The following is a 19689-nucleotide window of genomic DNA, read 5'->3' on the forward strand; positions in this document are numbered from 1 at the left end:
GGGCCGATGATCGACGATCGTTCGTTCCGTCCTAAAAGCGCTCTCGATGACAGCTTCGAGCGCTATCTTCAGGACAAGGGGAAAGGCCGCGGTGGGGACGGCGGGAACTACCGACGCAACGCAGGGCGCGAACTCGAACGGTTCGCCGAGTGGGCCGACGGCGACCGCGGCGACGACTGGACCGGGATCGTTCCCGACAACGTCGACCGAGAGCCGACCTTCGAGGACCTTGACGAACGCGTCTTTCGAGAGTACGCCCGACACCTCGTCGGTGATCGAGGGCTCAAACAGAACACTGTACAAACCTATTACCGTTATCTCTCTGCGTGGTGTGGCTGGTGCGTCAATGAGGGCTACCTTGAGGCACACTATGCCCAGCGGGCAAGCGCGATGGCACCGCTCCCCGAGGATGACGGCCGCAAGCCCGGCGACCAGCAGGCCTGGACGTCCGAGCAGCGTCACGCCCTCACCCAGCACGCCGACGAGCGAGCCCGCGACGCCATTGAGGCGTACACGGCACTCCCCGATGATACTGACCCTCTCGACAGGCAACGAGCCCGATATACGGCACTGAAAGCCGCTCGTGACCGTGCCCTCGTATTCGTCCTTGCGTACACAGCTGTCCGTGTCGGAGAACTGCTCCGGGACCCGAACGACCCGCGCCGGCGAGGGGTCCAGTGGGAGGAGATTTCTATCGACGACGGGAGTATGGACGTCTATCGGAAGAAACAACAGTGGGATGCCGCGAGCCTACCCGATCCCGTGATCTCTCCACTTCGGAGCTATCACCAGCTTACGGACCCACCGACGGAGCAGTGGCCGGTGTTCCCAACGTTCGACCAGCGGACGCTTGCGACGCTCGTGCAGGACGAGCTGGCTGATCGAGGGGAACGCCCAGATGCAATCGACGAGCGACGTGGCGAGTATGCTCGTGACCTGTTGCTGGCTCTCGACGAGGACGTTCGACCGCCATCGATCACGACGGATGGCGCACGGTCGATTCTCCAGCAACTCTCGGAAGACTTCGATATCAACATTGACCATCCAAAGCATAATTATCTCGCACCTCACGGCGGTCGACGTGGGATGGGCGAGGTTCTTGTCCGCGCGTTTGGATACACGGTTGCAGCCCGATATCTCGACAATTCAGAGGAGATGGTGCGGGAGCGGTACTCACATATTGAGGCCGGAGAACTCGGAGACGTTGCCACAGAAGCGCTCTCAGAGATTGATGGTTAGTTGAACAGGTAACGAGTAACCGACTGGTCTCAGTTCGCTATCACTGGACCGTAAAACGGTTGGGGGACATACTGACTTCACGGGCCTTCAGATCTAGCCAGTCGCCGACGGGATCTATCGTGAAGAGGCCGTTCGTATCGACGTTCCCAAACCGACTGACCGAGTTCTCCCTCATTGTTTCACCAGCCTTCCTTTGGTCGGAAGATATTCAATTCGGCCCTCTTCCAGTAGATCCTCAAACTGATCGGAGAACTGCTGTTCGAGATCTTTCGTGATCAACTCGAGTAGTTCACCTTCGCTGATTCCTTTTGGTGTTGAGAGGTTCTGTACGATCACGTCCTCGAAAATACCTTGAACATCTTCGGTTGGGCCTTTCGCGCTTTTCTCCAACGAAGTCGGTCCAGGACCTTGCTGGTCATCGGTGATTCCCTCGGACGATGCAGATTGTCGTCTTCCCGATCATGACGCATTCTCCTGTGGGTCGTAGCAGGCAGTCTGCATCCGGCGGATCTGGCAGGACAGTGGCTCCGTTGCGTCAGTGTCCGCAACACGTTTGGCCCGCTCATCGTAGTTGATCGCACCAAGATCATCCAGCGTCTCCAGATGGCCCTGAATCAACGCGACATAGACGCGTGTGCGCTGCTGGCTGGTCACCTGGCTGGGATCGATCAGGTTCTCGATCGCTGCGATTTCGACGGCGAGATCGCCGGCTGTGACGGCCCCGTCAGAACGTGAGGCCGATAGGATAACGCGCCGTCGACGGCTGTTCGACACGGCAGTGAAGGCGTCGTCTGGATCCATCGGGATCGACGACCAGTCCGCTTCGTCGATCTCGTCGGTTGCGCTCACAGCTCACCACGAGCGAGGCGCTCTCCTCGTTCGGTCAGGAGTAGGATGCGGGCTCCTTCTCCGATGGTCTGGACGAGGTTCTCTTCTTCGAGCCGGCGGGCGTGGACACGTGTTTCTTCGAGGGTCCAGCCAGTGCGATTGGCGATGTCCTTCGCGGTGGTTGTGCCGGCGTAGCTGTCTGCGAATTCAACGATTCGTCGGGTTCGTGGGTCCCGGGTGACGGTAACCGCCTCGGCCTCGATCGGGAGGCGAGAGACAGAGTTATCACTCGGGACGCTGTTAGTCTTGTTTGCTGTCATTCGGCAGCCTTGGTTCCCGGTGCAGTCACACCGGGGACGCTTTTCATGCGTCAACCGGACTTACTGGATGGATTATAAAGTATATTTGTATAGTTAGTCAGTGGAGAGTGAGACGGACCGTTGAGAACCTGTTGCTGGCGTTCACGAGCGGCCGTTTAGGGAGATCTTATTCTGATCCCATTCGTCTTTAGCTAAGACTCACACCTCGGTTGCGTAGCGGTAGCGAGCGTCTCTTGTAAGATCGGTCGTTGCTGGTGGATCTTCTGTGCATCCTCAATCAACCGCTCCAGCAACGGCGGTGGCGAGTAGCCGAGGTACTCACCGAGTTCGTGGAGGATGAGCTGGGCGTGCGACCGGAAGGTCGCCGCCCAGCGTTCTGGCGGAAACACGATCTCATCATCGGCTTGCTCGGTGACCAGACCCAACAGATCACGACTCACCAGCAGTGACAGCAACGCCGCATACAGCAGAATCTCCACAACAGCCGGGTTGCTTGTGTCGAACTCATCCAGTTCGTACTGCGTCTTCAGTTCACGAAACAACGTCTCTACCTCCCACCGACACCGATACAGCGTTGCTAGATCAGCCGGGAGGAACTCCTCTCTCGGTAGATTCGTGATGTAGAGATGGTAGTCGTCGGCGTCCGCAACGAGGACGCCGACGACGCGGAACCGCTTCGTGTCCAGCGACCGTGTTCCGTTGTACGGCCCACGTTTGAACTCCGCTTCGACCTCAACGTCGATGTACTTCCGCGAGAGATCATCGACCACTTCGTGGAGCTGCTTGCCCTCCAAGGGAATGGCGCGGCCGCGCCATTCCCGTAATTCTGCCGTTATCACCGGATTCGAGTTCGCTTTCAGCCGACTCACGAAGTAGCCGTCGTTCTCATCGATCAACGCGAAGCGGCGGTACTTGAAGTACGCCAGATCGAGTAGAACCAGCCGTCCGTCCAGCCACGAACCTGTCTTGAACAGAGTGCTGTCGTGTGTTTTCTCGTCCGTCACGTCGATCCGTTCAATCGTCTTGTCGGTGGCATTGTGGAGCAGGTGGAGCTTCGCTCCAGCCTGCTCCTCGTGACGGGCTTGGAACTCATCAGAGAGGAACTCGTGCAACCGCAACACCGTTCCTGGTTAATGTGGACGCCGTCGGGCGATACGTATCTCTCTTTGTGTACGACTGTTCGGTGGTCACGCTCCATTTCTCTGTAGGCTTGGAGTCCGTCGGTCCAGACCTCTCCCAGCGGCTGGGAGAGGTCTTCAACCTCCTGAATCACTGGTTCCAGATCACCGCCGAAGTCGATACCGAGCTGGCCGCGGATCACGCGAAGCGAGTCGCTGCACGCCGCGACGAGCGTCAACTGATCACCATGGCGGCCCCGCCAGCGTGAGCGGCCAGATTGGGACGAGCCGCCGCGAGAACGGCTGTTCCGCGGCGGCTCTTAGCCTTTGTAGCCCGAGCAGACTGTGCCAGATCCGTCGACTTGCGTCGGTCCATCGATGGTCTGGTCAAGGAGGCCCCAGACGACGGGGAAGCCGCGATCCATCGCGGCTTCCACCTCCCGAATCGCCGTGTGAACGGTTTTGTAGGTCCGACCGAGCAAGGGCGCGATCTGGTTGATACTGAGCAATGTATCGGCGTAGAGCGTGAACACGAGAAGCACCTCTCCAGTGGCGAGGTGCTTCTCGTGAAACGGCGTTCCGTAGGTGTAGACCGGCTTGAAATTGCAGTCACGGCACCACACGCGGTCGAGATGCGGCCACGTTTGAACGGAGGTGTGCCCGCACCGTGGACAGGACGTATTCTCCCAGAATTCCTTGAGTCGCCGCTCGATGCCCGCATCGAGCGGCTCCGTGTCAATCTCGACGACGCCCAGCTCGATCAGCTCTCGAAACAACGCGCCGAACGCCGGCTGAGCAGAAGATATACTCTCAGATTATGGCTGGCTCAGTGTAACTACAGGGTCTTTCCGTAGCTCTACACAAGAGCGCATCCTCTTAACCAACAAACGTATGGATTCGCGGATTGTGTTGGTTAACACGAGACGCTCTTATGTAGAACTGCGGAAAGCCCCGATAACGATACAATCAATGGTTGAATCGACGGATTCACCAGCCAAGTTGAGCGACCGAACGATGCCGAAGGTATGAGCGGCCTGTCCCAAGCCCTGCTTGGACAGGCCGCGGAACTTCCGTAGCCACGGTTGAACAAGTGAAAAGAGGCACTCAGCTTGGTTAATGTGGACGCCGTCGGGCGATACGTATCTCTCTTTGTGTACGACTGTTCGGTGGTCACGCTCCATTTCTCTGTAGGCTTGGAGTCCGTCAGTCCAGACCTCTCCCAGTGGCTGGGAGAGGTCTTCAGCCTCCTGAATGACTGGCTCAAGATCACCGCTGAAGTCGATACCGAATTTGCCGCGGATCACGCGAAGCGAGTCGCGGCACGCCGCGACGAGCGTCAGCTGATCACCGTGGCGGCCCCGCCAGCGTGAGCGGCCAGTTTGGGACGAGCCGCCGCGAGAACGGCTGCTTCGCGGCGGCTCTTGTCCCTTGTAGCCCGAACAGACTGTGCCAGACTCGTCAACTTGCGTCGGGCCATCGATGGTCTGGTCGAGGAGGTCCCAGACGACGGGGAAGCCGCGATGGATCACGGCTTCTACCTCCCGAATAGCTGTGTGAACGGTTTTGTAGGCCCGCCCGAGCAAAGGCGCGATCTGGTTGATACTAAGCAATGTATCGGCGTAGAACGTGAACGCAAGAAGTACCTCGCCGCAGGTGAGGTGCTTCTCGTGAAAGGGCGTTCCGTAGGTATAGACCGGCTTGAAGTTGCAGTCACGGCACCACACGCGGTCGAGATGGGGCCACGTTTGAACGGAAGTGTGCCCGCACCGTGGACAGGACGTATTCTCCCAGAATTCCTTGAGTCGCCGCTCGATGCGGGCATCGAGCGGCTCCGTGTCAATCTCGACGACGCCCAGCTCAATCAGCTCTCGAAACATCGCGCCGAACGCCGGCTGAGCAGAAGACATATCGCCAAATTAGGGCTGGCTCAGTGTAACTACAGGGTCTTTCCGTAGCTCTACACAAGAGCGATACGCCGTGACCCATGTCTTACTCGCCACCATCCCCACCGCAAGAAATCCCCGACGACGTCGTGGAGATGCTCAATGAGCAATCACCAGAGGTGCTCAAGCATATCGCCCAGTACGCCGAGGAGCTTGCCGAACATCGCGAACGCGAAGCCCGACTAGCCGAACAGGACGAGGAAGAACAGATCGAGGACCGACCGGAGGATCGTCCGGACGACGTCCCCTCGAAGGCTACAATCACGATCAAGGAGATCAACGACAACCGCTACTACTACTGGCAGTGGCGGGAAGGCGAGAAGGTGCGCTCAAAGTATAAAGGACCGGTCAGTCCAGACGATTAGCTAGTCTGGTTCTCTCGTGAACAACCCCCCTGATTCGAAGTGAGCTTAATCGCTTCTCAGAAGATTTGACACCCCTGATTCGGAATGAGCTTCAGTAGAAGGGTTCTAGGTAGAACGAACCTCATGATGCTTGATTAAATCTCGTAGGTCCCGTTGTGAAGTTCTGAAAGCCGTTCATCGCTCTCTACAACTGCCTTCATTACTACATCTTTGTCCTTGATAAGCTGGTGTTCCAGATAGACACCCTGTTTGTGTCCGCCACCGACCTGGTGAGACTCAGAGATTCCCATTAGCGCGAACGTGCTGAGAATCTGGCTCACTCGATCATATGAGAGAGGATCAGCACCGACGTCACCACAGGTCGTCTCGTATTGACTGTAGATACCAGAGGTGCGGAAGCGGCGATTATTCGAGCCAGTCAAGCGACCGAGAGTGTAGAGAACGAGTTTAGACTGTGGTGAGGTGCTCTCGATCGTCTCCTTGACTCGATTAACCTCTGCACGCTTGACTGCTTTGTCGACATGTTTTGGACTAACGACCTCGGCATCGGCGTCGTCAGCGATGTCACCAGCAATTCGTAGGACGTCGACTGCCTTTCTCGCATCACCGTGTTCATCCGCCGACCGGTCGGCAGTCTCGGTTATGACGCCGTCTTGAACGACACCATCATGGAACGCGTCTCGTCGATATTCCAGGATCTGCTCGATCTGATCGCTTTGGTATGGTTCAAAGACGAAGTCCGTCGTCCGCATTGAACTCTGAACGCGTGCGTTGAGTTTTTGTCCGAAATCGATATCGTTGCTGATAGCAATGATTCCGATATATGCATCGGTGTGACCAGCTTCTCGAGCCCGCGAGAGTTCATGGAGGAGCCCCTCAGCGTTATCAACCATGTCGATCTCGTCAAGGATGACAATGAGCCCATCGTAGTACTCGTCGATAATGTCGTAGGCGTAATCGTAGTACTCGGCGGAACCTAAACCGATACGAGGGATATCTATATCAGAATCAGATTTGTCGCTTAGCGCACGAGCGATTGTTCGGGCCACTCGTGTTTCGGTATTATTCTTCTTGCACTCAACGTAGACGCTTGCAGCGGGAACGTTACGTGCCGTGGCAGTATCAACGAGACGGTCGGACACGTGACGGCTGACAAGTGATTTTCCAGTTCCGGTTTCGCCATAAATGACGACGTGGTTTGGTTGTGATTCGTGAATGAGGTGTCGGATTTCTCCAGCTACCGATTGGATTTCCGTGTCACGACCGACGATGCGATCAGGGCCAGGAACTGTTCCAATTGAGAGTAAATCTCGATCTGCCCAGATCTGAGTTGAAGAACCGTCTTCATCGCCCTCCCGAACGAACAACGGGTCATTTGCCGGATCGTCCGAGTCTTGTCGTTGGATTTCCTCCGAGGCCGACGAGATTTCAGAAGCAGAACTGCCCTCCCTGTTTGTATCGAAATCATCCAGCTGCTGGTCCGTGATAGACGAATCACCTCCACCATCTGGTTCTTCATTGTCTGTCATAGATTCATCCTGGGAAGGAACCTACTTAGTCGTTACTCCCCTCGTTCGGAATGAGATTCGTTGGATATCGGTACTAAACAGCGGAAAATCGATAGGTGCCATCACCATACCTGATGATACCCGATTCAGAGTGAGCTATTTCCTAGAACGAGAGGATTGCCAGCAGCTCAAATGATCAGCGGGTTCAGATCAACCCCCTCGTTCGGAATGAGGTAGTACAAGTTGGTCCATCATCCAAGGATTGGCAATGCTGTAGAGACCCCCTGATTCGGAGTGAGCTACCACCGAACTAATGGACGATATTGATGCCAGCTTAATCAAGATGGATGTAGATTGGAGTTGGAAGGACACACCCCCCTGATTCGGAATGAGATCCCGTAAGACTAACCATATGGGCGCGATCTTCTAATAACCAACTAGGCGGTCCTTAACTAGGACGAGTCATTCTCTCCAAATCGAAAGACAGCGTAGACTTTCAAGATTAACCGTCTAGTTATAACCCTAGCTTTATTACCTAGCCAGACTAAAATTCCACTAAGTGAGATACAGCATTAGTTAGGAGTATTCGTGAATACACCTAACACTGGAAGTACAGCTCTTCTATCCCTTGAATTGAAGCAGTAAATTATACGTCGAGAGCGTATATCCGATCAATCCATTACTGAAACCTTCTCATCGGGTGGAAATTCACCTTCTAATCAGGCGGTATATAGGGTATCATCTCATTCCGAACGAGGGGGGTGTGTGGTTCCACTCGTATCTTGTTGTAACTACAGGGGTAGAATGAGGTGATCTTAGTCGTTCGTGTCTTAGCCAACCTTCGTCGAGTATCCGACCGATCCCATCCCAGAAATGATACTCTCGACAGCTTGGACCAGTTCCACCTCATAATACGATGAATCATACTGGTTCATATCTTCGTGAGCAAGGGCGACACGTTCTCGTGACGCCTTCTCGTCGTCGACGCCTACGAGATTTCGACGCGGGTCAACAATCCCGGAAACGACAATCCGCAGGTTATCGGGCCGCTGGACCACGAGCAGTCCGGACTCGGTGAATTCAGTTCGGGGTAGCTGTCGAGTTCCTCGTCGTTACTGCATTGGCGATGCAGCTGCCGAATCGACGAGTGAATACTCTCGATCTCGACTCGTGCCTTCCGCTTTGAGGAGGTTGTACTGAGCCATCTTGGAGAGGTACGTCCGGACGGTCCGTTTCGTTCGAGGGTCATCGACGTCCTCGGAATAGCGCTCGTGGATCTCGCTCGGCCCGACCGGGCCGTGCTCGCGCACGATGTCGTAGACGACGCGCTGGTGCGGAGTGAGTGAGTCGAGGCTTTTCTGCTTAATCTGGGCGCGGGCATCCTCGGCGGCGTCCAGGAGGATGTCGTCGGTGATGCGCTCGTGGTTTTCGCGATCGGCCTTGCTGGCGGCCGTTCGAAGGATGCCGATAGCGAGGCCCTCGGCAACGGACGGTTCCACACGACGCTTCTGTCGGCCAGCGGAGCGAACTGCCGATACTGTGACTATCGTCGGGCGTGCGATGTCCGCCATCACCGCAAGCGGGAGTTCGTCGACGAGGTTCACAAGGACGACGCAGCGTACGTTCCGCTCCGTGTTCGCGACGACGAGGACATCGAGGCGGTGATGAGCGATGACTGAGGACCCCGAGGAGATTCAGCTCACAGAGGAACAGGAGGACGCGCTCGTCCAGGGCCGGAACGTCGCGATCACTGCCGGCGCCGGGACAGGGAAGACGACAACGCTCACCGAGCGGTACGTGACGATACTGGCCGAGAACCCGTCACTCACGCCCGAGAACATTGTCACGATCACCTTCACGCGAAAGGCTGCTGCCGAACTGACTGAGCGCGTTCGGGAGGAGGTGTACGACCGGCTCGAGGCTGTTGACTCACCAGAGGCCTACCACCGCTGGCGAAACGTTCTCGACGACCTGGAAGACGGCTACGTCCACACCATTCACGCGTTCTGTACGCGGCTCTTGCGAGAACGGGCCGTCGAGGCTCCGGTCCCGCTCGGCTTCGACGTGCTCGACGAAGACGGCGCCGCGACACTCCAACGCGAAGTCGTGACGGAGTTCCTCGAACGCAACCAGGACGATGACGACGTGGAGCTCCTTGCTCAGCTTTGGAGTCGTGACCAGCTGGTCGATGTACTCACTGGACTACTCGATGAGCGCCCACAGAGCGAGTCCGTCCTCAAGGAGTGGCGTGACGCCGAGGTCGACGACTACGTCGATATCTGCTGGGAGGTCGTTTGTGATCTCGACGTCGTCGACGCCCGACAGACGCTGTATGCGGACGGACTCCTTGAGCGGCTACGCACAGTCGCGGGCCGCGTCGACCGCGAGGCCGCTATCGGCGACGAGGACGGTTTTCGGGCCTACCGGACCTTCACCGAGGTCGCGGCGACACTCTCGGACGACCAAGAGGAAAGCGATCCCCGCGACTGTCAGCGGGCAATTCTCGAGCTGTACGAGGCCTGTGAGAAGAAGAACGGTGGCCTGTACAGCAGTTCGGGGTACGTCGTCGGTGACCGGGACGAGTGGAATGAGTACGGTGACGTCTACGACGACCTGAAGGACGCTATCGACGCGGTCATCGCGGCCGTCGAACCGCACGCGGATGCAGTCGAGACGACACCCGGTGAGCTCGAAGCAAACAGCGCCCATTACGCGCTGGCTCTGATGCGGGTCTTCGATGACGTCCTCGCCGCCTATGCCGACGAGAAAGAGCGTCGCGATACGCTCGACTTCCCCGACGTGATCGAGACGACGCTCAAGTTCTTGCGAGCTAACGATGCGGTCACGGAGCGGCTTCAAGACCAGTTTGCGGCCGTGATGGTCGACGAGTTCCAAGACACGGACCCGCGCCAGTGGGAGCTGGTCAGGCTCCTCACGGGCGTCGACGAGCAGACGGCGTCGAACGTCTTCCTGGTCGGCGACGAGAAACAGAGTATCTACGGATTCCGTGGGGCCGACGTGACGACGTTCGGGGCGGCGAGAGCGGAACTCCAGACTGTCAACGAAGCCCGTGGGGTCGACGACGTCCCTGACAGCGAGGCCGAGAGTCCGACCGCGCTCGAACTCTCTGGGAACTTCCGGACGCTGGACGAGCCGCTGTCGTTCCTGAATGAGCTCTTCGAGTACCTGTTCCAACCGGAGGGGGACACCCACAAACCCTACGAAGCGCCACCACAGACGCTGACCACACAGCGCGACCGAGTCGAAGACATCGAGGGACTCACCGGCAGCGTCGAGTATCTCGCTGTGCCCGACGACGCCGACACGGCGGCGGAACTCTTCGGCGGTGACCATCCGGTTGCTGAAGGTGCGCTCGACCACACCATCGAGGCCGAGGCGCAAGCGCTCGCTGTTCGACTGACCAACCTGTTCGACGATCCACCGACAGTCCAAGACCCCGACACGGGTGTTCATCGCGACGCTACGCCGGACGACACGGCAATCCTCCTCCGCCGGCGAACCCATCTGGATCGGTATCAGCGGGCCCTTGAGGAGTACGACATTCCCTATACTGTCGTCGGTGGCGTCGGATTCTATGATACGCCCGAGGTCCAGGCGCTGACGAACCTACTTCGGGTACTTGGTGATCCGCAGGACGACGTCTCTCTCTATGGGGTGCTTCGGTCCCCGCTGTTTGGCTTCACCGATGACCGCCTCGCTCCGGCAGTTGCCGAGGCTGATTCAGTGTGGGATGCACTCGCCGAGACGGACGATCCACAGCTCGCGGATGCTTTCGACCTCCTCACGACATGGCGGACCCTTAGTGGCTGCGCGACGCCGTCTGAAGATGGCGTCCTCCCGTGGAACCGTCTGTTGTCCCGAGTGATCGACGACACGGGGTATCTGGCGAGCGTGAGTGCTGACGAACGCGGTTACCAGGCCGTCGCGAACGTCGAGAAGTTCCGCGACCAGGTCCGTACTTGGAGCGAGAACGGTGTTCACACAGCTGCTGGGTTGCTCCACCGGATCGACCGCCAAGCAGAGATCGACCCCGAGAAGGGGAGGCTGACATCCCCGGCGATGTGGAGGGCGTCCGGATAATGACGATTCACGCCGCGAAGGGACTCGAGTTCCCAATCGTCACTGTTCCCGATCTCGGAAGTGACCTCAATTTCGGGCGGTCCGTCGATGACCACGGCTATGTCCGCCTCGTCGAGGGGACGACTGATGCTCCACCGATTCCTGCCGTGGGTGGTCCCCACCCCAACGATGCGTTCTCAATCGAGAAGACGGCAGTCCACGAATATGCTGATCGTCGCTCGCTCCCGCAAGAGCGTGCGGAGTCCAAACGACTGCTCTACGTGGCCTGTACCCGAACCCGGGACCACCTGCTGCTGTGTGGAACACACGACATCGATATCGATGAGTCTGGCCACATCGAACTCGGTGAGCCAGATGATTTCGACGAGGCCAGTCGATGGCGGGATTGGCTCCAGCCCATTCTGTTTGACGACCATGAGCTAGTCGCTGAGGCTTTCCACGATGGAGCTACAGACGCTCGAATTGGTGATGCCCCATACACCATTCAGGCGCCACCTCGGCCGGTTGAATGGCAATCTGAGGCTCCGACTGAAGAGTTAGACCCTGCGATTACTGTCCCTTCCCCGCCGGAACGTCAGGCTGCCGTTCGCGTTGCCGCGACGACCCTCGTCAGTGCTGTTGCGGATGCCTCCGAAGACGGACACAGCTACACGTCGGGGGATGGGACAGTCGGATTGAGTCCCACCACCTTTGGAACTGTTGTCCATCGGCTCAATGAGCTCCGTCCCCCACGAAAAGAGTGGCCCTCGTTTATTCGTCAATTGAGTCGTATGGGGAGCGAGGAACCGACGGATGACGATCTCCAAGCGGCCGTGAGCCATGCCCAGGATGCGATCCGGTTCGTCGATGAAACTGAGGCGGACCTCCCACTCGAAGCGACCTATGACGAGTACTCAGTTGTCGCTCGTCTTGATGATTCCCGCATAGTGGGTGATATTGACCGTCTTCTGGTCACTCCTGATGCGTATCATATCATCGACTACAAGACGAACGATCTGTCGTCGACGACGACTGATACCCTCGCTGACCACTATCGGCCGCAAATGCTTGCCTACGCTCTCGCGCTCTTCCAGCACGATCCCGCCCGGCAGGTACGTGCTTCACTCCGGTTTACCGATGTTGGGGTGGAAGAACGGTTTGAGTGGCAACGGAGTGAACTGGCTGATATCGAATCTGAACTTCGCTCTATGTTGGAGCTCGTCTCCTGAGCCACATTTACTGATTCTATCAAAACTATTCTAGAGTAGTGAACTATTCTGGAATAGCGTGTAGCTTTGGAATAGAATACTATTCGGACTATTCACCACAGAGTTAAGTTGAGAGGGGTTGATACTGCTGAATAGTATGAGTGGCTCAGATAGCAAGAATAGCATAGATAGAACGAATAGCCCAAATAGCCCATATGATTCGGTACAGACCGATGGGAACTCTCGGGCTGTTTCGGTGTGTATGCTGAAGGGAGGCGTCGGCAAATCGACGATTGCGGTCAACCTCGCCCGACAACTGGCCGCACACGAACACGATGTCCTCCTCATCGATCTTGACCCGAACGGCCACGCGTCCGTGGGGCTGGGGTTTAACGACCAATACCACAACACCGAGGAAACCATCGGCGACGTCTTCTTCAACGATGCTGACCCGACTTCAGTTGTCTACGATACCAGCTATGGGTTCGATATCCTCCCGTCCAGCGAAGACTTAGAACAGGTCGAGCGGGAGATCGTCGTCGGCGACGTATTCCAACCCTCTGCGCTGCTCAAACGGGAAGTCGTCGACCCACTCCTTGGGGACACGTACGATTATATCGTCACAGATTCGCCGGCGTACCGTTCCCGACTCACGGACAACGCGCTCGTCGCGACGGCGAACTTGGTGCTTCCGCTCGCCCCGGGGAACGAGGCGATGGCCGGCTTGGAGCGAACCATCGAGCGACAGATCTCACCGCTTCGGCAGCATATGGACGTCGACGTTCTGTCACTGGTTCCGAACATGTTGAGCGGCCGTATCGACCAGCAGACTCAAGATCGACAGCTCCTCGAACGTCTCAACTCGCACGATAACCTCCAGGACCGCATCCCGAACTTTGCGCGGATTACGGACTGGGAGGCTGTCGACGCCGGCGATCTCAAACCCTCACCGGGCATCCGTGACCGTACCAGCATCACAAAGGCCTATGGCGAGCGCAAACCCCTGCTGGACTACGACCCTGACTGTGACCAGTTGCAGTGTTTCGACGAGTTGGCGCACATCGTCGAGGCAGGTGAGGTGGTCCGCCATGTCTGACGACGATCCGTTTGCCGACCTCGGGGAGACACTCGAAGATGAACCGGACGACGAACCCCAGGATACGGATGACGCATCTGAATCGGGAGGCGACGAGGAGACGCCCTCTCAGGAACCCGTCGAACGACAAAACCCGATGACCGATTCAGCGTTCAGCTATGAGGCCGCTAAACAGCGGCCTTTCTACGCCCGGGAGGCTACGATCGAGGACTTCGATTCCTGGCTGAAGTATGAACTGGAACGCGAGCTCAACCAGCAGGGCTACCAGAACATCGTCGTTCGGGAAATGACTGATGCTCTTCTCCGAACCGTCGTGGAGGAAGATCTCGTAGACGAAGTGGCCGAACGATTCGAACAAGCTCGCGAATCTGCTTCTTCAGAATCGACTGAATAGCGTACTATTCCAAAATAGAAAGCTATTCTACAATACCCCAACAGCAACCTCAGAATAGTCTGATTCCGCCTCTATACGGTGAACTCAGTTGAGACCGCCGGCTCAGTTTTGATATAGCGATATATAATTTATAAATCCGGTTTCTTGGCTATTAACACTACTACCGCCAGAATTCGGAACTTTAGGCAAATACGCGTCTGGGCGTGATTACACTGGTAATCACGACCACTTTGAAGTACCCCGACGCCGTCGGTGAAGCACGAATGCTGCAACCGCCTCATGACGCCGCTTCCCCCAGGGTAGAGTCGCTGAGAGAGGGTGTCTTTCTGCAATTATCGAGTGGGTTCCGAATTCATCTTCTCAGCCGGAAGCCCTATCACGAATTATCTATAATTCGTAACCGAGATGTCGCACTCACCTCCCCGGTCGGGCCAGCCACCCATTCAGCAGCTTCAGACGGTCGTCGATCTTCTCGAGACGCCGGCACTCGCTCAGATTTACGCCCATATTTTGCAGCACGGTCCCATCACCGTTTCCGAGATCGTCGACGAACTCGATATCCCACAGGGGACCGCCTACGACTACGTCCAGAACCTCGAAACGGCTGCCTTAGTGGAGAAAACTCGTGAGCAGCGCCCGTACGAATATGACGCCGAGTCGATTGCACTCACGCTCTCGACGGATGGTGAAACCCAAACGATCACGCCGGCACTTATCGCTGCGGTTGCCCGCCGTGATGAGGATGAAGACATTGATGTCTACATCGAGCGCCATAGCCTCGACGGTCTTGCTGTCGCCCTCGAGTACGCCTCCGAGTACGTTGATGGCACGGTTAACCACCGGATTGCAGCCCGGGAACTTGACCTCTCACCGCTTGAAGCCGAGATCATCCTCCAGGCGCTGGAACCGGTTGCTACCGAATACGCCGACGCAACTGCATGACGACGGTCTATATCGCCGATACTGGTGTCTTTGTGCGGTGTGGCGGTCCGGGCAAGGACAAATTCCAACGGCTTCGTCGGGCGCTCCGACAGGTGAATGTCTCGTTACGTATTCCGCAGCGTGTTTACGAAGAGCTCGGGGGCGATCCTGCAGCAGACGCGTATCCCTCGGGGAACATTCCCTATCCCGATGGATTCGAGGAGGGCTGGATCGTCGTCGCCGACGAGCTCGACTACACCAATCCACTCGTTTCGACAGTGATGGACGAGGCGCGCCGGTTCATCGCGAACGAGACCGACCGCGACGAGGATATCACCGAGAAAGCGGATACGGCGCTCGTTGGGCTCGCTGCGCAACTGCTCGATGCCGGGGAGGCAGCCAACGTTGTTCTCTTGACAACCGACAAACCGGCGGGACGGGCAGCCGAGGCGCTCCTCCCTCAACACGGCTTCAGCGACCGTATCGAATTTCGGTACATCAGCGTCGAATATCTCGAGACGATCACAGCCAACGGATTTCGGTGACGCAGCTCCGAGGTAAGGGCCGATGATCGACGATCGTTCGTTCCGTCCTAAAAGCGCTCTCGATGACAGCTTCGAGCGCTATCTTCAGGACAAGGGGAAAGGCCGCGGTGGGGACGGCGGGAACTACCGACGCAACGCAGGGCGCGAACTCGAACGGTTCGCCGAGTGGGCCGACGGCGACCGCGGCGACGACTGGACCGGGATCGTTCCCGACAACGTCGACCGAGAGCCGACCTTCGAGGACCTTGACGAACGCGTCTTTCGAGAGTACGCCCGACACCTCGTCGGTGATCGAGGGCTCAAACAGAACACTGTACAAACCTATTACCGTTATCTCTCTGCGTGGTGTGGCTGGTGCGTCAATGAGGGCTACCTTGAGGCACACTATGCCCAGCGGGCAAGCGCGATGGCACCGCTCCCCGAGGATGACGGCCGCAAGCCCGGCGACCAGCAGGCCTGGACGTCCGAGCAGCGTCACGCCCTCACCCAGCACGCCGACGAGCGAGCCCGCGACGCCATTGAGGCGTACACGGCACTCCCCGATGATACTGACCCTCTCGACAGGCAACGAGCCCGATATACGGCACTGAAAGCCGCTCGTGACCGTGCCCTCGTATTCGTCCTTGCGTACACAGCTGTCCGTGTCGGAGAACTGCTCCGGGACCCGAACGACCCGCGCCGGCGAGGGGTCCAGTGGGAGGAGATTTCTATCGACGACGGGAGTATGGACGTCTATCGGAAGAAACAACAGTGGGATGCCGCGAGCCTACCCGATCCCGTGATCTCTCCACTTCGGAGCTATCACCAGCTTACGGACCCACCGACGGAGCAGTGGCCGGTGTTCCCAACGTTCGACCAGCGGACGCTTGCGACGCTCGTGCAGGACGAGCTGGCTGATCGAGGGGAACGCCCAGATGCAATCGACGAGCGACGTGGCGAGTATGCTCGTGACCTGTTGCTGGCTCTCGACGAGGACGTTCGACCGCCATCGATCACGACGGATGGCGCACGGTCGATTCTCCAGCAACTCTCGGAAGACTTCGATATCAACATTGACCATCCAAAGCATAATTATCTCGCACCTCACGGCGGTCGACGTGGGATGGGCGAGGTTCTTGTCCGCGCGTTTGGATACACGGTTGCAGCCCGATATCTCGACAATTCAGAGGAGATGGTGCGGGAGCGGTACTCACATATTGAGGCCGGAGAACTCGGAGACGTTGCCACAGAAGCGCTCTCAGAGATTGATGGTTAGTTGAACAGGTAACGAGTAACCGACTGGTCTCAGTTCGCTATCACTGGACCGTAAAACGGTTGGGGGACATACTGACTTCACGGGCCTTCAGATCTAGCCAGTCGCCGACGGGATCTATCGTGAAGAGGCCGTTCGTATCGACGTTCCCAAACCGACTGACCGAGTTCTCCCTCATTGTTTCACCAGCCTTCCTTTGGTCGGAAGATATTCAATTCGGCCCTCTTCCAGTAGATCCTCAAACTGATCGGAGAACTGCTGTTCGAGATCTTTCGTGATCAACTCGAGTAGTTCACCTTCGCTGATTCCTTTTGGTGTTGAGAGGTTCTGTACGATCACGTCCTCGAAAATACCTTGAACATCTTCGGTTGGGCCTTTCGCGCTTTTCTCCAACGAAGTCGGTCCAGGACCTTGCTGGTCATCGGTGATTCCCTCGGACGATGCAGATTGTCGTCTTCCCGATCATGACGCATTCTCCTGTGGGTCGTAGCAGGCAGTCTGCATCCGGCGGATCTGGCAGGACAGTGGCTCCGTTGCGTCAGTGTCCGCAACACGTTTGGCCCGCTCATCGTAGTTGATCGCACCAAGATCATCCAGCGTCTCCAGATGGCCCTGAATCAACGCGACATAGACGCGTGTGCGCTGCTGGCTGGTCACCTGGCTGGGATCGATCAGGTTCTCGATCGCTGCGATTTCGACGGCGAGATCGCCGGCTGTGACGGCCCCGTCAGAACGTGAGGCCGATAGGATAACGCGCCGTCGACGGCTGTTCGACACGGCAGTGAAGGCGTCGTCTGGATCCATCGGGATCGACGACCAGTCCGCTTCGTCGATCTCGTCGGTTGCGCTCACAGCTCACCACGAGCGAGGCGCTCTCCTCGTTCGGTCAGGAGTAGGATGCGGGCTCCTTCTCCGATGGTCTGGACGAGGTTCTCTTCTTCGAGCCGGCGGGCGTGGACACGTGTTTCTTCGAGGGTCCAGCCAGTGCGATTGGCGATGTCCTTCGCGGTGGTTGTGCCGGCGTAGCTGTCTGCGAATTCAACGATTCGTCGGGTTCGTGGGTCCCGGGTGACGGTAACCGCCTCGGCCTCGATCGGGAGGCGAGAGACAGAGTTATCACTCGGGACGCTGTTAGTCTTGTTTGCTGTCATTCGGCAGCCTTGGTTCCCGGTGCAGTCACACCGGGGACGCTTTTCATGCGTCAACCGGACTTACTGGATGGATTATAAAGTATATTTGTATAGTTAGTCAGTGGAGAGTGAGACGGACCGTTGAGAACCTGTTGCTGGCGTTCACGAGCGGCCGTTTAGGGAGATCTTATTCTGATCCCATTCGTCTTTAGCTAAGACTCACACCTCGGTTGCGTAGCGGTAGCGAGCGTCTCTTGTAAGATCGGTCGTTGCTGGTGGATCTTCTGTGCATCCTCAATCAACCGCTCCAGCAACGGCGGTGGCGAGTAGCCGAGGTACTCACCGAGTTCGTGGAGGATGAGCTGGGCGTGCGACCGGAAGGTCGCCGCCCAGCGTTCTGGCGGAAACACGATCTCATCATCGGCTTGCTCGGTGACCAGACCCAACAGATCACGACTCACCAGCAGTGACAGCAACGCCGCATACAGCAGAATCTCCACAACAGCCGGGTTGCTTGTGTCGAACTCATCCAGTTCGTACTGCGTCTTCAGTTCACGAAACAACGTCTCTACCTCCCACCGACACCGATACAGCGTTGCTAGATCAGCCGGGAGGAACTCCTCTCTCGGTAGATTCGTGATGTAGAGATGGTAGTCGTCGGCGTCCGCAACGAGGACGCCGACGACGCGGAACCGCTTCGTGTCCAGCGACCGTGTTCCGTTGTACGGCCCACGTTTGAACTCCGCTTCGACCTCAACGTCGATGTACTTCCGCGAGAGATCATCGACCACTTCGTGGAGCTGCTTGCCCTCCAAGGGAATGGCGCGGCCGCGCCATTCCCGTAATTCTGCCGTTATCACCGGATTCGAGTTCGCTTTCAGCCGACTCACGAAGTAGCCGTCGTTCTCATCGATCAACGCGAAGCGGCGGTACTTGAAGTACGCCAGATCGAGTAGAACCAGCCGTCCGTCCAGCCACGAACCTGTCTTGAACAGAGTGCTGTCGTGTGTTTTCTCGTCCGTCACGTCGATCCGTTCAATCGTCTTGTCGGTGGCATTGTGGAGCAGGTGGAGCTTCGCTCCAGCCTGCTCCTCGTGACGGGCTTGGAACTCATCAGAGAGGAACTCGTGCAACCGCAACACCGTTCCATCAGCGATCATTACGTCTCTGAATCGGTCGATATCAGCGTCAACAGCGTCGGGTACAGCGACCTCGTCGAGCGCGGCCTCGACGAGGTCGCGGAGATACTCCGCGAGTGTCGGCGTCAGCCGGTGATAGAACCCGCCAGAAGAGATTGGTTCGTCAGCTGTGGCGTTGTAGCAGCGTCTGAACCCAGCGAGTGTTCGGCTTTCGCCTGCGGCGAAGCCGAACACGAGCGCCCACACGAGGACAGGAATCTGGAGCTTACCCTCTCGCTCGACCACGCCGAGTTCCTCGGCGTGCTCTTCGAGGAACTCGGAGGGAAACAGTGTAGTGAGCCGACGCATAATTCTCGATGAGGAGGTGTCGTTGTACATACTCGTCGCCTCCTCATTCCTCTCGAAAAGTAGCCTCGATAAGCCGTCGCTGTCACGTGGTTCTCCCCTTAGCTAAAGACGGATGATTCTGATCCTGACTTTCACCGTGAGTGAGAGCTAAGTGGGTCCGGTGAGAACGGGGAATGCTGTCCTTCTGGGACAGCGGTGCTCACCAAAGAGCTCTCTCGGTCACAACCTCGGGGCCCGGCCCACCACAATAGCTGG

16 protein-coding genes and 7 pseudogenes are annotated in these 19689 nt (G+C 57.5%); 10 read left to right on the forward strand and 13 right to left on the reverse strand.

Features of this window, described 5'->3' with window-relative positions; all coding sequences use genetic code 11:
* Positions 1–6: 6 nt before the first annotated feature.
* A complete protein-coding gene (locus CP556_RS21875; protein ID WP_098727780.1) occupies positions 7–1239 on the forward strand; it encodes a tyrosine-type recombinase/integrase in 1233 nt (410 codons plus the stop codon).
* A 171-nt stretch (positions 1240–1410) separates the two neighbouring features.
* Here the strand turns inward: CP556_RS21875 and CP556_RS21880 are convergent, their stop codons facing one another.
* The 6 genes and pseudogenes from CP556_RS21880 to CP556_RS21905 all read right to left on the reverse strand — a co-directional run bounded on the left by CP556_RS21880 (position 1411) and on the right by CP556_RS21905 (position 5412).
* Positions 1411–1629, reverse strand: a complete 219-nt coding sequence (locus CP556_RS21880) for a DUF5805 domain-containing protein (RefSeq protein ID WP_098727781.1) — start codon at positions 1627–1629, stop codon at positions 1411–1413.
* Positions 1630–1698: 69 nt separating this feature from the next.
* Entirely contained in the window at positions 1699–2088 is a 390-nt protein-coding gene (locus CP556_RS21885) for a DUF7344 domain-containing protein (protein WP_218011999.1), read from the reverse strand.
* The gene (locus tag CP556_RS21890; protein WP_098727782.1) at positions 2085–2387 is read right to left on the reverse strand and encodes a hypothetical protein; all 303 of its coding nucleotides are present in this window, start codon (positions 2385–2387) and stop codon (positions 2085–2087) included. Before CP556_RS21890 ends, CP556_RS21885 begins: the two co-directional genes overlap by 4 nt.
* A 191-nt stretch (positions 2388–2578) precedes the next feature.
* A pseudogene (locus CP556_RS21895) lies at positions 2579–3514 on the reverse strand (IS4 family transposase); the annotation flags it as partial.
* Positions 3505–4311, reverse strand: a pseudogene (locus tag CP556_RS21900) (IS1595 family transposase); the annotation flags it as partial. The pseudogenes CP556_RS21900 and CP556_RS21895, both read right to left, overlap by 10 nt.
* Before the next feature lie 123 nt (positions 4312–4434).
* Positions 4435–5412 carry an IS1595 family transposase gene (locus CP556_RS21905; protein ID WP_098727773.1) on the reverse strand — a complete coding sequence of 326 codons (978 nt, stop codon included), beginning with the start codon at positions 5410–5412 and terminating at the stop codon, positions 4435–4437.
* A gap of 77 nt (positions 5413–5489) precedes the next feature.
* Here CP556_RS21905 and CP556_RS21910 point away from each other — a divergent pair, with 77 nt between their 5' ends.
* Positions 5490–5813, forward strand: coding sequence for a DUF6788 family protein (locus CP556_RS21910; protein WP_098727774.1), 324 nt, complete (start codon positions 5490–5492; stop codon positions 5811–5813).
* Positions 5814–5947: 134 nt separating this feature from the next.
* On the opposite strand, the gene CP556_RS21915 is transcribed toward CP556_RS21910, so the two are convergent.
* Complete coding sequence (locus CP556_RS21915) at positions 5948–7342, reverse strand: Cdc6/Cdc18 family protein (protein WP_098727775.1); 1395 nt, start codon at positions 7340–7342, stop codon at positions 5948–5950.
* 781 nt (positions 7343–8123) lie between these two features.
* Positions 8124–8313 (reverse strand): annotated as a pseudogene (locus CP556_RS27420) (type B DNA-directed DNA polymerase); the annotation flags it as partial.
* Here CP556_RS27420 and CP556_RS27190 point away from each other — a divergent pair.
* Positions 8302–8415: pseudogene (locus CP556_RS27190) on the forward strand (SOS response-associated peptidase); the annotation flags it as partial. The pseudogenes CP556_RS27420 and CP556_RS27190 overlap by 12 nt on opposite strands.
* 18 nt (positions 8416–8433) lie before the next feature.
* On the opposite strand, the pseudogene CP556_RS21930 reads toward CP556_RS27190, so the two are convergent.
* A pseudogene (locus tag CP556_RS21930) lies at positions 8434–8796 on the reverse strand (BlaI/MecI/CopY family transcriptional regulator); the annotation flags it as partial.
* Here CP556_RS21930 and CP556_RS27425 point away from each other — a divergent pair.
* From CP556_RS27425 to CP556_RS21965, 7 genes and pseudogenes are all read left to right on the forward strand, one after another.
* A pseudogene (locus CP556_RS27425) lies at positions 8794–9000 on the forward strand (hypothetical protein); the annotation flags it as partial. The pseudogenes CP556_RS21930 and CP556_RS27425 sit on opposite strands and share 3 nt — an antisense overlap.
* Positions 8993–12630, forward strand: a pseudogene (locus CP556_RS21940) (UvrD-helicase domain-containing protein). The pseudogenes CP556_RS27425 and CP556_RS21940, both read left to right, overlap by 8 nt.
* A 136-nt stretch (positions 12631–12766) precedes the next feature.
* Complete coding sequence (locus CP556_RS21945; RefSeq protein ID WP_098727777.1) at positions 12767–13705, forward strand: ParA family protein; 939 nt, start codon at positions 12767–12769, stop codon at positions 13703–13705.
* Positions 13698–14099, forward strand: a complete 402-nt coding sequence (locus CP556_RS21950; RefSeq protein ID WP_007344000.1) for a DUF7970 domain-containing protein — start codon at positions 13698–13700, stop codon at positions 14097–14099. The genes CP556_RS21945 and CP556_RS21950 overlap by 8 nt, the downstream gene beginning before the upstream one ends.
* Positions 14100–14504: 405 nt before the next feature.
* Positions 14505–15041, forward strand: coding sequence for a DUF7437 domain-containing protein (locus CP556_RS21955; RefSeq protein ID WP_098727778.1), 537 nt, complete (start codon positions 14505–14507; stop codon positions 15039–15041).
* Positions 15038–15565, forward strand: a complete 528-nt coding sequence (locus CP556_RS21960) for a PIN domain-containing protein (RefSeq protein ID WP_098727779.1) — start codon at positions 15038–15040, stop codon at positions 15563–15565. Before CP556_RS21955 ends, CP556_RS21960 begins: the two co-directional genes overlap by 4 nt.
* A gap of 22 nt (positions 15566–15587) precedes the next feature.
* Positions 15588–16820 (forward strand): tyrosine-type recombinase/integrase, encoded by a 1233-nt coding sequence (locus CP556_RS21965; RefSeq protein ID WP_098727780.1) that lies wholly within the window; start codon positions 15588–15590, stop codon positions 16818–16820.
* Positions 16821–16991: 171 nt separating this feature from the next.
* Here CP556_RS21965 and CP556_RS21970 read toward each other — a convergent pair whose 3' ends face one another.
* The 4 genes from CP556_RS21970 to CP556_RS21985 all read right to left on the reverse strand — a co-directional run bounded on the left by CP556_RS21970 (position 16992) and on the right by CP556_RS21985 (position 19434).
* Positions 16992–17210, reverse strand: a complete 219-nt coding sequence (locus tag CP556_RS21970; RefSeq protein WP_098727781.1) for a DUF5805 domain-containing protein — start codon at positions 17208–17210, stop codon at positions 16992–16994.
* A 69-nt stretch (positions 17211–17279) separates the two neighbouring features.
* The gene (locus CP556_RS21975; protein ID WP_218011999.1) at positions 17280–17669 is read right to left on the reverse strand and encodes a DUF7344 domain-containing protein; all 390 of its coding nucleotides are present in this window, start codon (positions 17667–17669) and stop codon (positions 17280–17282) included.
* A complete protein-coding gene (locus tag CP556_RS21980; protein ID WP_098727782.1) occupies positions 17666–17968 on the reverse strand; it encodes a hypothetical protein in 303 nt (100 codons plus the stop codon). Before CP556_RS21980 ends, CP556_RS21975 begins: the two co-directional genes overlap by 4 nt.
* A 191-nt stretch (positions 17969–18159) precedes the next feature.
* The gene (locus CP556_RS21985) at positions 18160–19434 is read right to left on the reverse strand and encodes an IS4 family transposase (protein WP_098727783.1); all 1275 of its coding nucleotides are present in this window, start codon (positions 19432–19434) and stop codon (positions 18160–18162) included.
* Positions 19435–19689 lie beyond the last annotated feature (255 nt).

The sequence above is a fragment of the Natrinema sp. CBA1119 genome, assembly GCF_002572525.1.
Lineage (GTDB): Archaea > Halobacteriota > Halobacteria > Halobacteriales > Natrialbaceae > Natrinema.

Coding starts and splice junctions, on each gene's coding strand:
- CP556_RS21960 (WP_098727779.1), top strand. CDS start 15,038: ATGACGACGGTCTATATCGCCGATACTGGTGTCTTTGTGCGGTGTGGC.
- CP556_RS21875 (WP_098727780.1), top strand. CDS start 7: ATGATCGACGATCGTTCGTTCCGTCCTAAAAGCGCTCTCGATGACAGC.
- CP556_RS21985 (WP_098727783.1), bottom strand. CDS start 19,434: ATGCGTCGGCTCACTACACTGTTTCCCTCCGAGTTCCTCGAAGAGCAC.
- CP556_RS21905 (WP_098727773.1), bottom strand. CDS start 5,412: ATGTCTTCTGCTCAGCCGGCGTTCGGCGCGATGTTTCGAGAGCTGATT.
- CP556_RS21965 (WP_098727780.1), top strand. CDS start 15,588: ATGATCGACGATCGTTCGTTCCGTCCTAAAAGCGCTCTCGATGACAGC.
- CP556_RS21950 (WP_007344000.1), top strand. CDS start 13,698: ATGTCTGACGACGATCCGTTTGCCGACCTCGGGGAGACACTCGAAGAT.
- CP556_RS21910 (WP_098727774.1), top strand. CDS start 5,490: ATGTCTTACTCGCCACCATCCCCACCGCAAGAAATCCCCGACGACGTC.
- CP556_RS21955 (WP_098727778.1), top strand. CDS start 14,505: ATGTCGCACTCACCTCCCCGGTCGGGCCAGCCACCCATTCAGCAGCTT.
- CP556_RS21890 (WP_098727782.1), bottom strand. CDS start 2,387: ATGACAGCAAACAAGACTAACAGCGTCCCGAGTGATAACTCTGTCTCT.
- CP556_RS21945 (WP_098727777.1), top strand. CDS start 12,767: ATGAGTGGCTCAGATAGCAAGAATAGCATAGATAGAACGAATAGCCCA.
- CP556_RS21915 (WP_098727775.1), bottom strand. CDS start 7,342: ATGACAGACAATGAAGAACCAGATGGTGGAGGTGATTCGTCTATCACG.
- CP556_RS21980 (WP_098727782.1), bottom strand. CDS start 17,968: ATGACAGCAAACAAGACTAACAGCGTCCCGAGTGATAACTCTGTCTCT.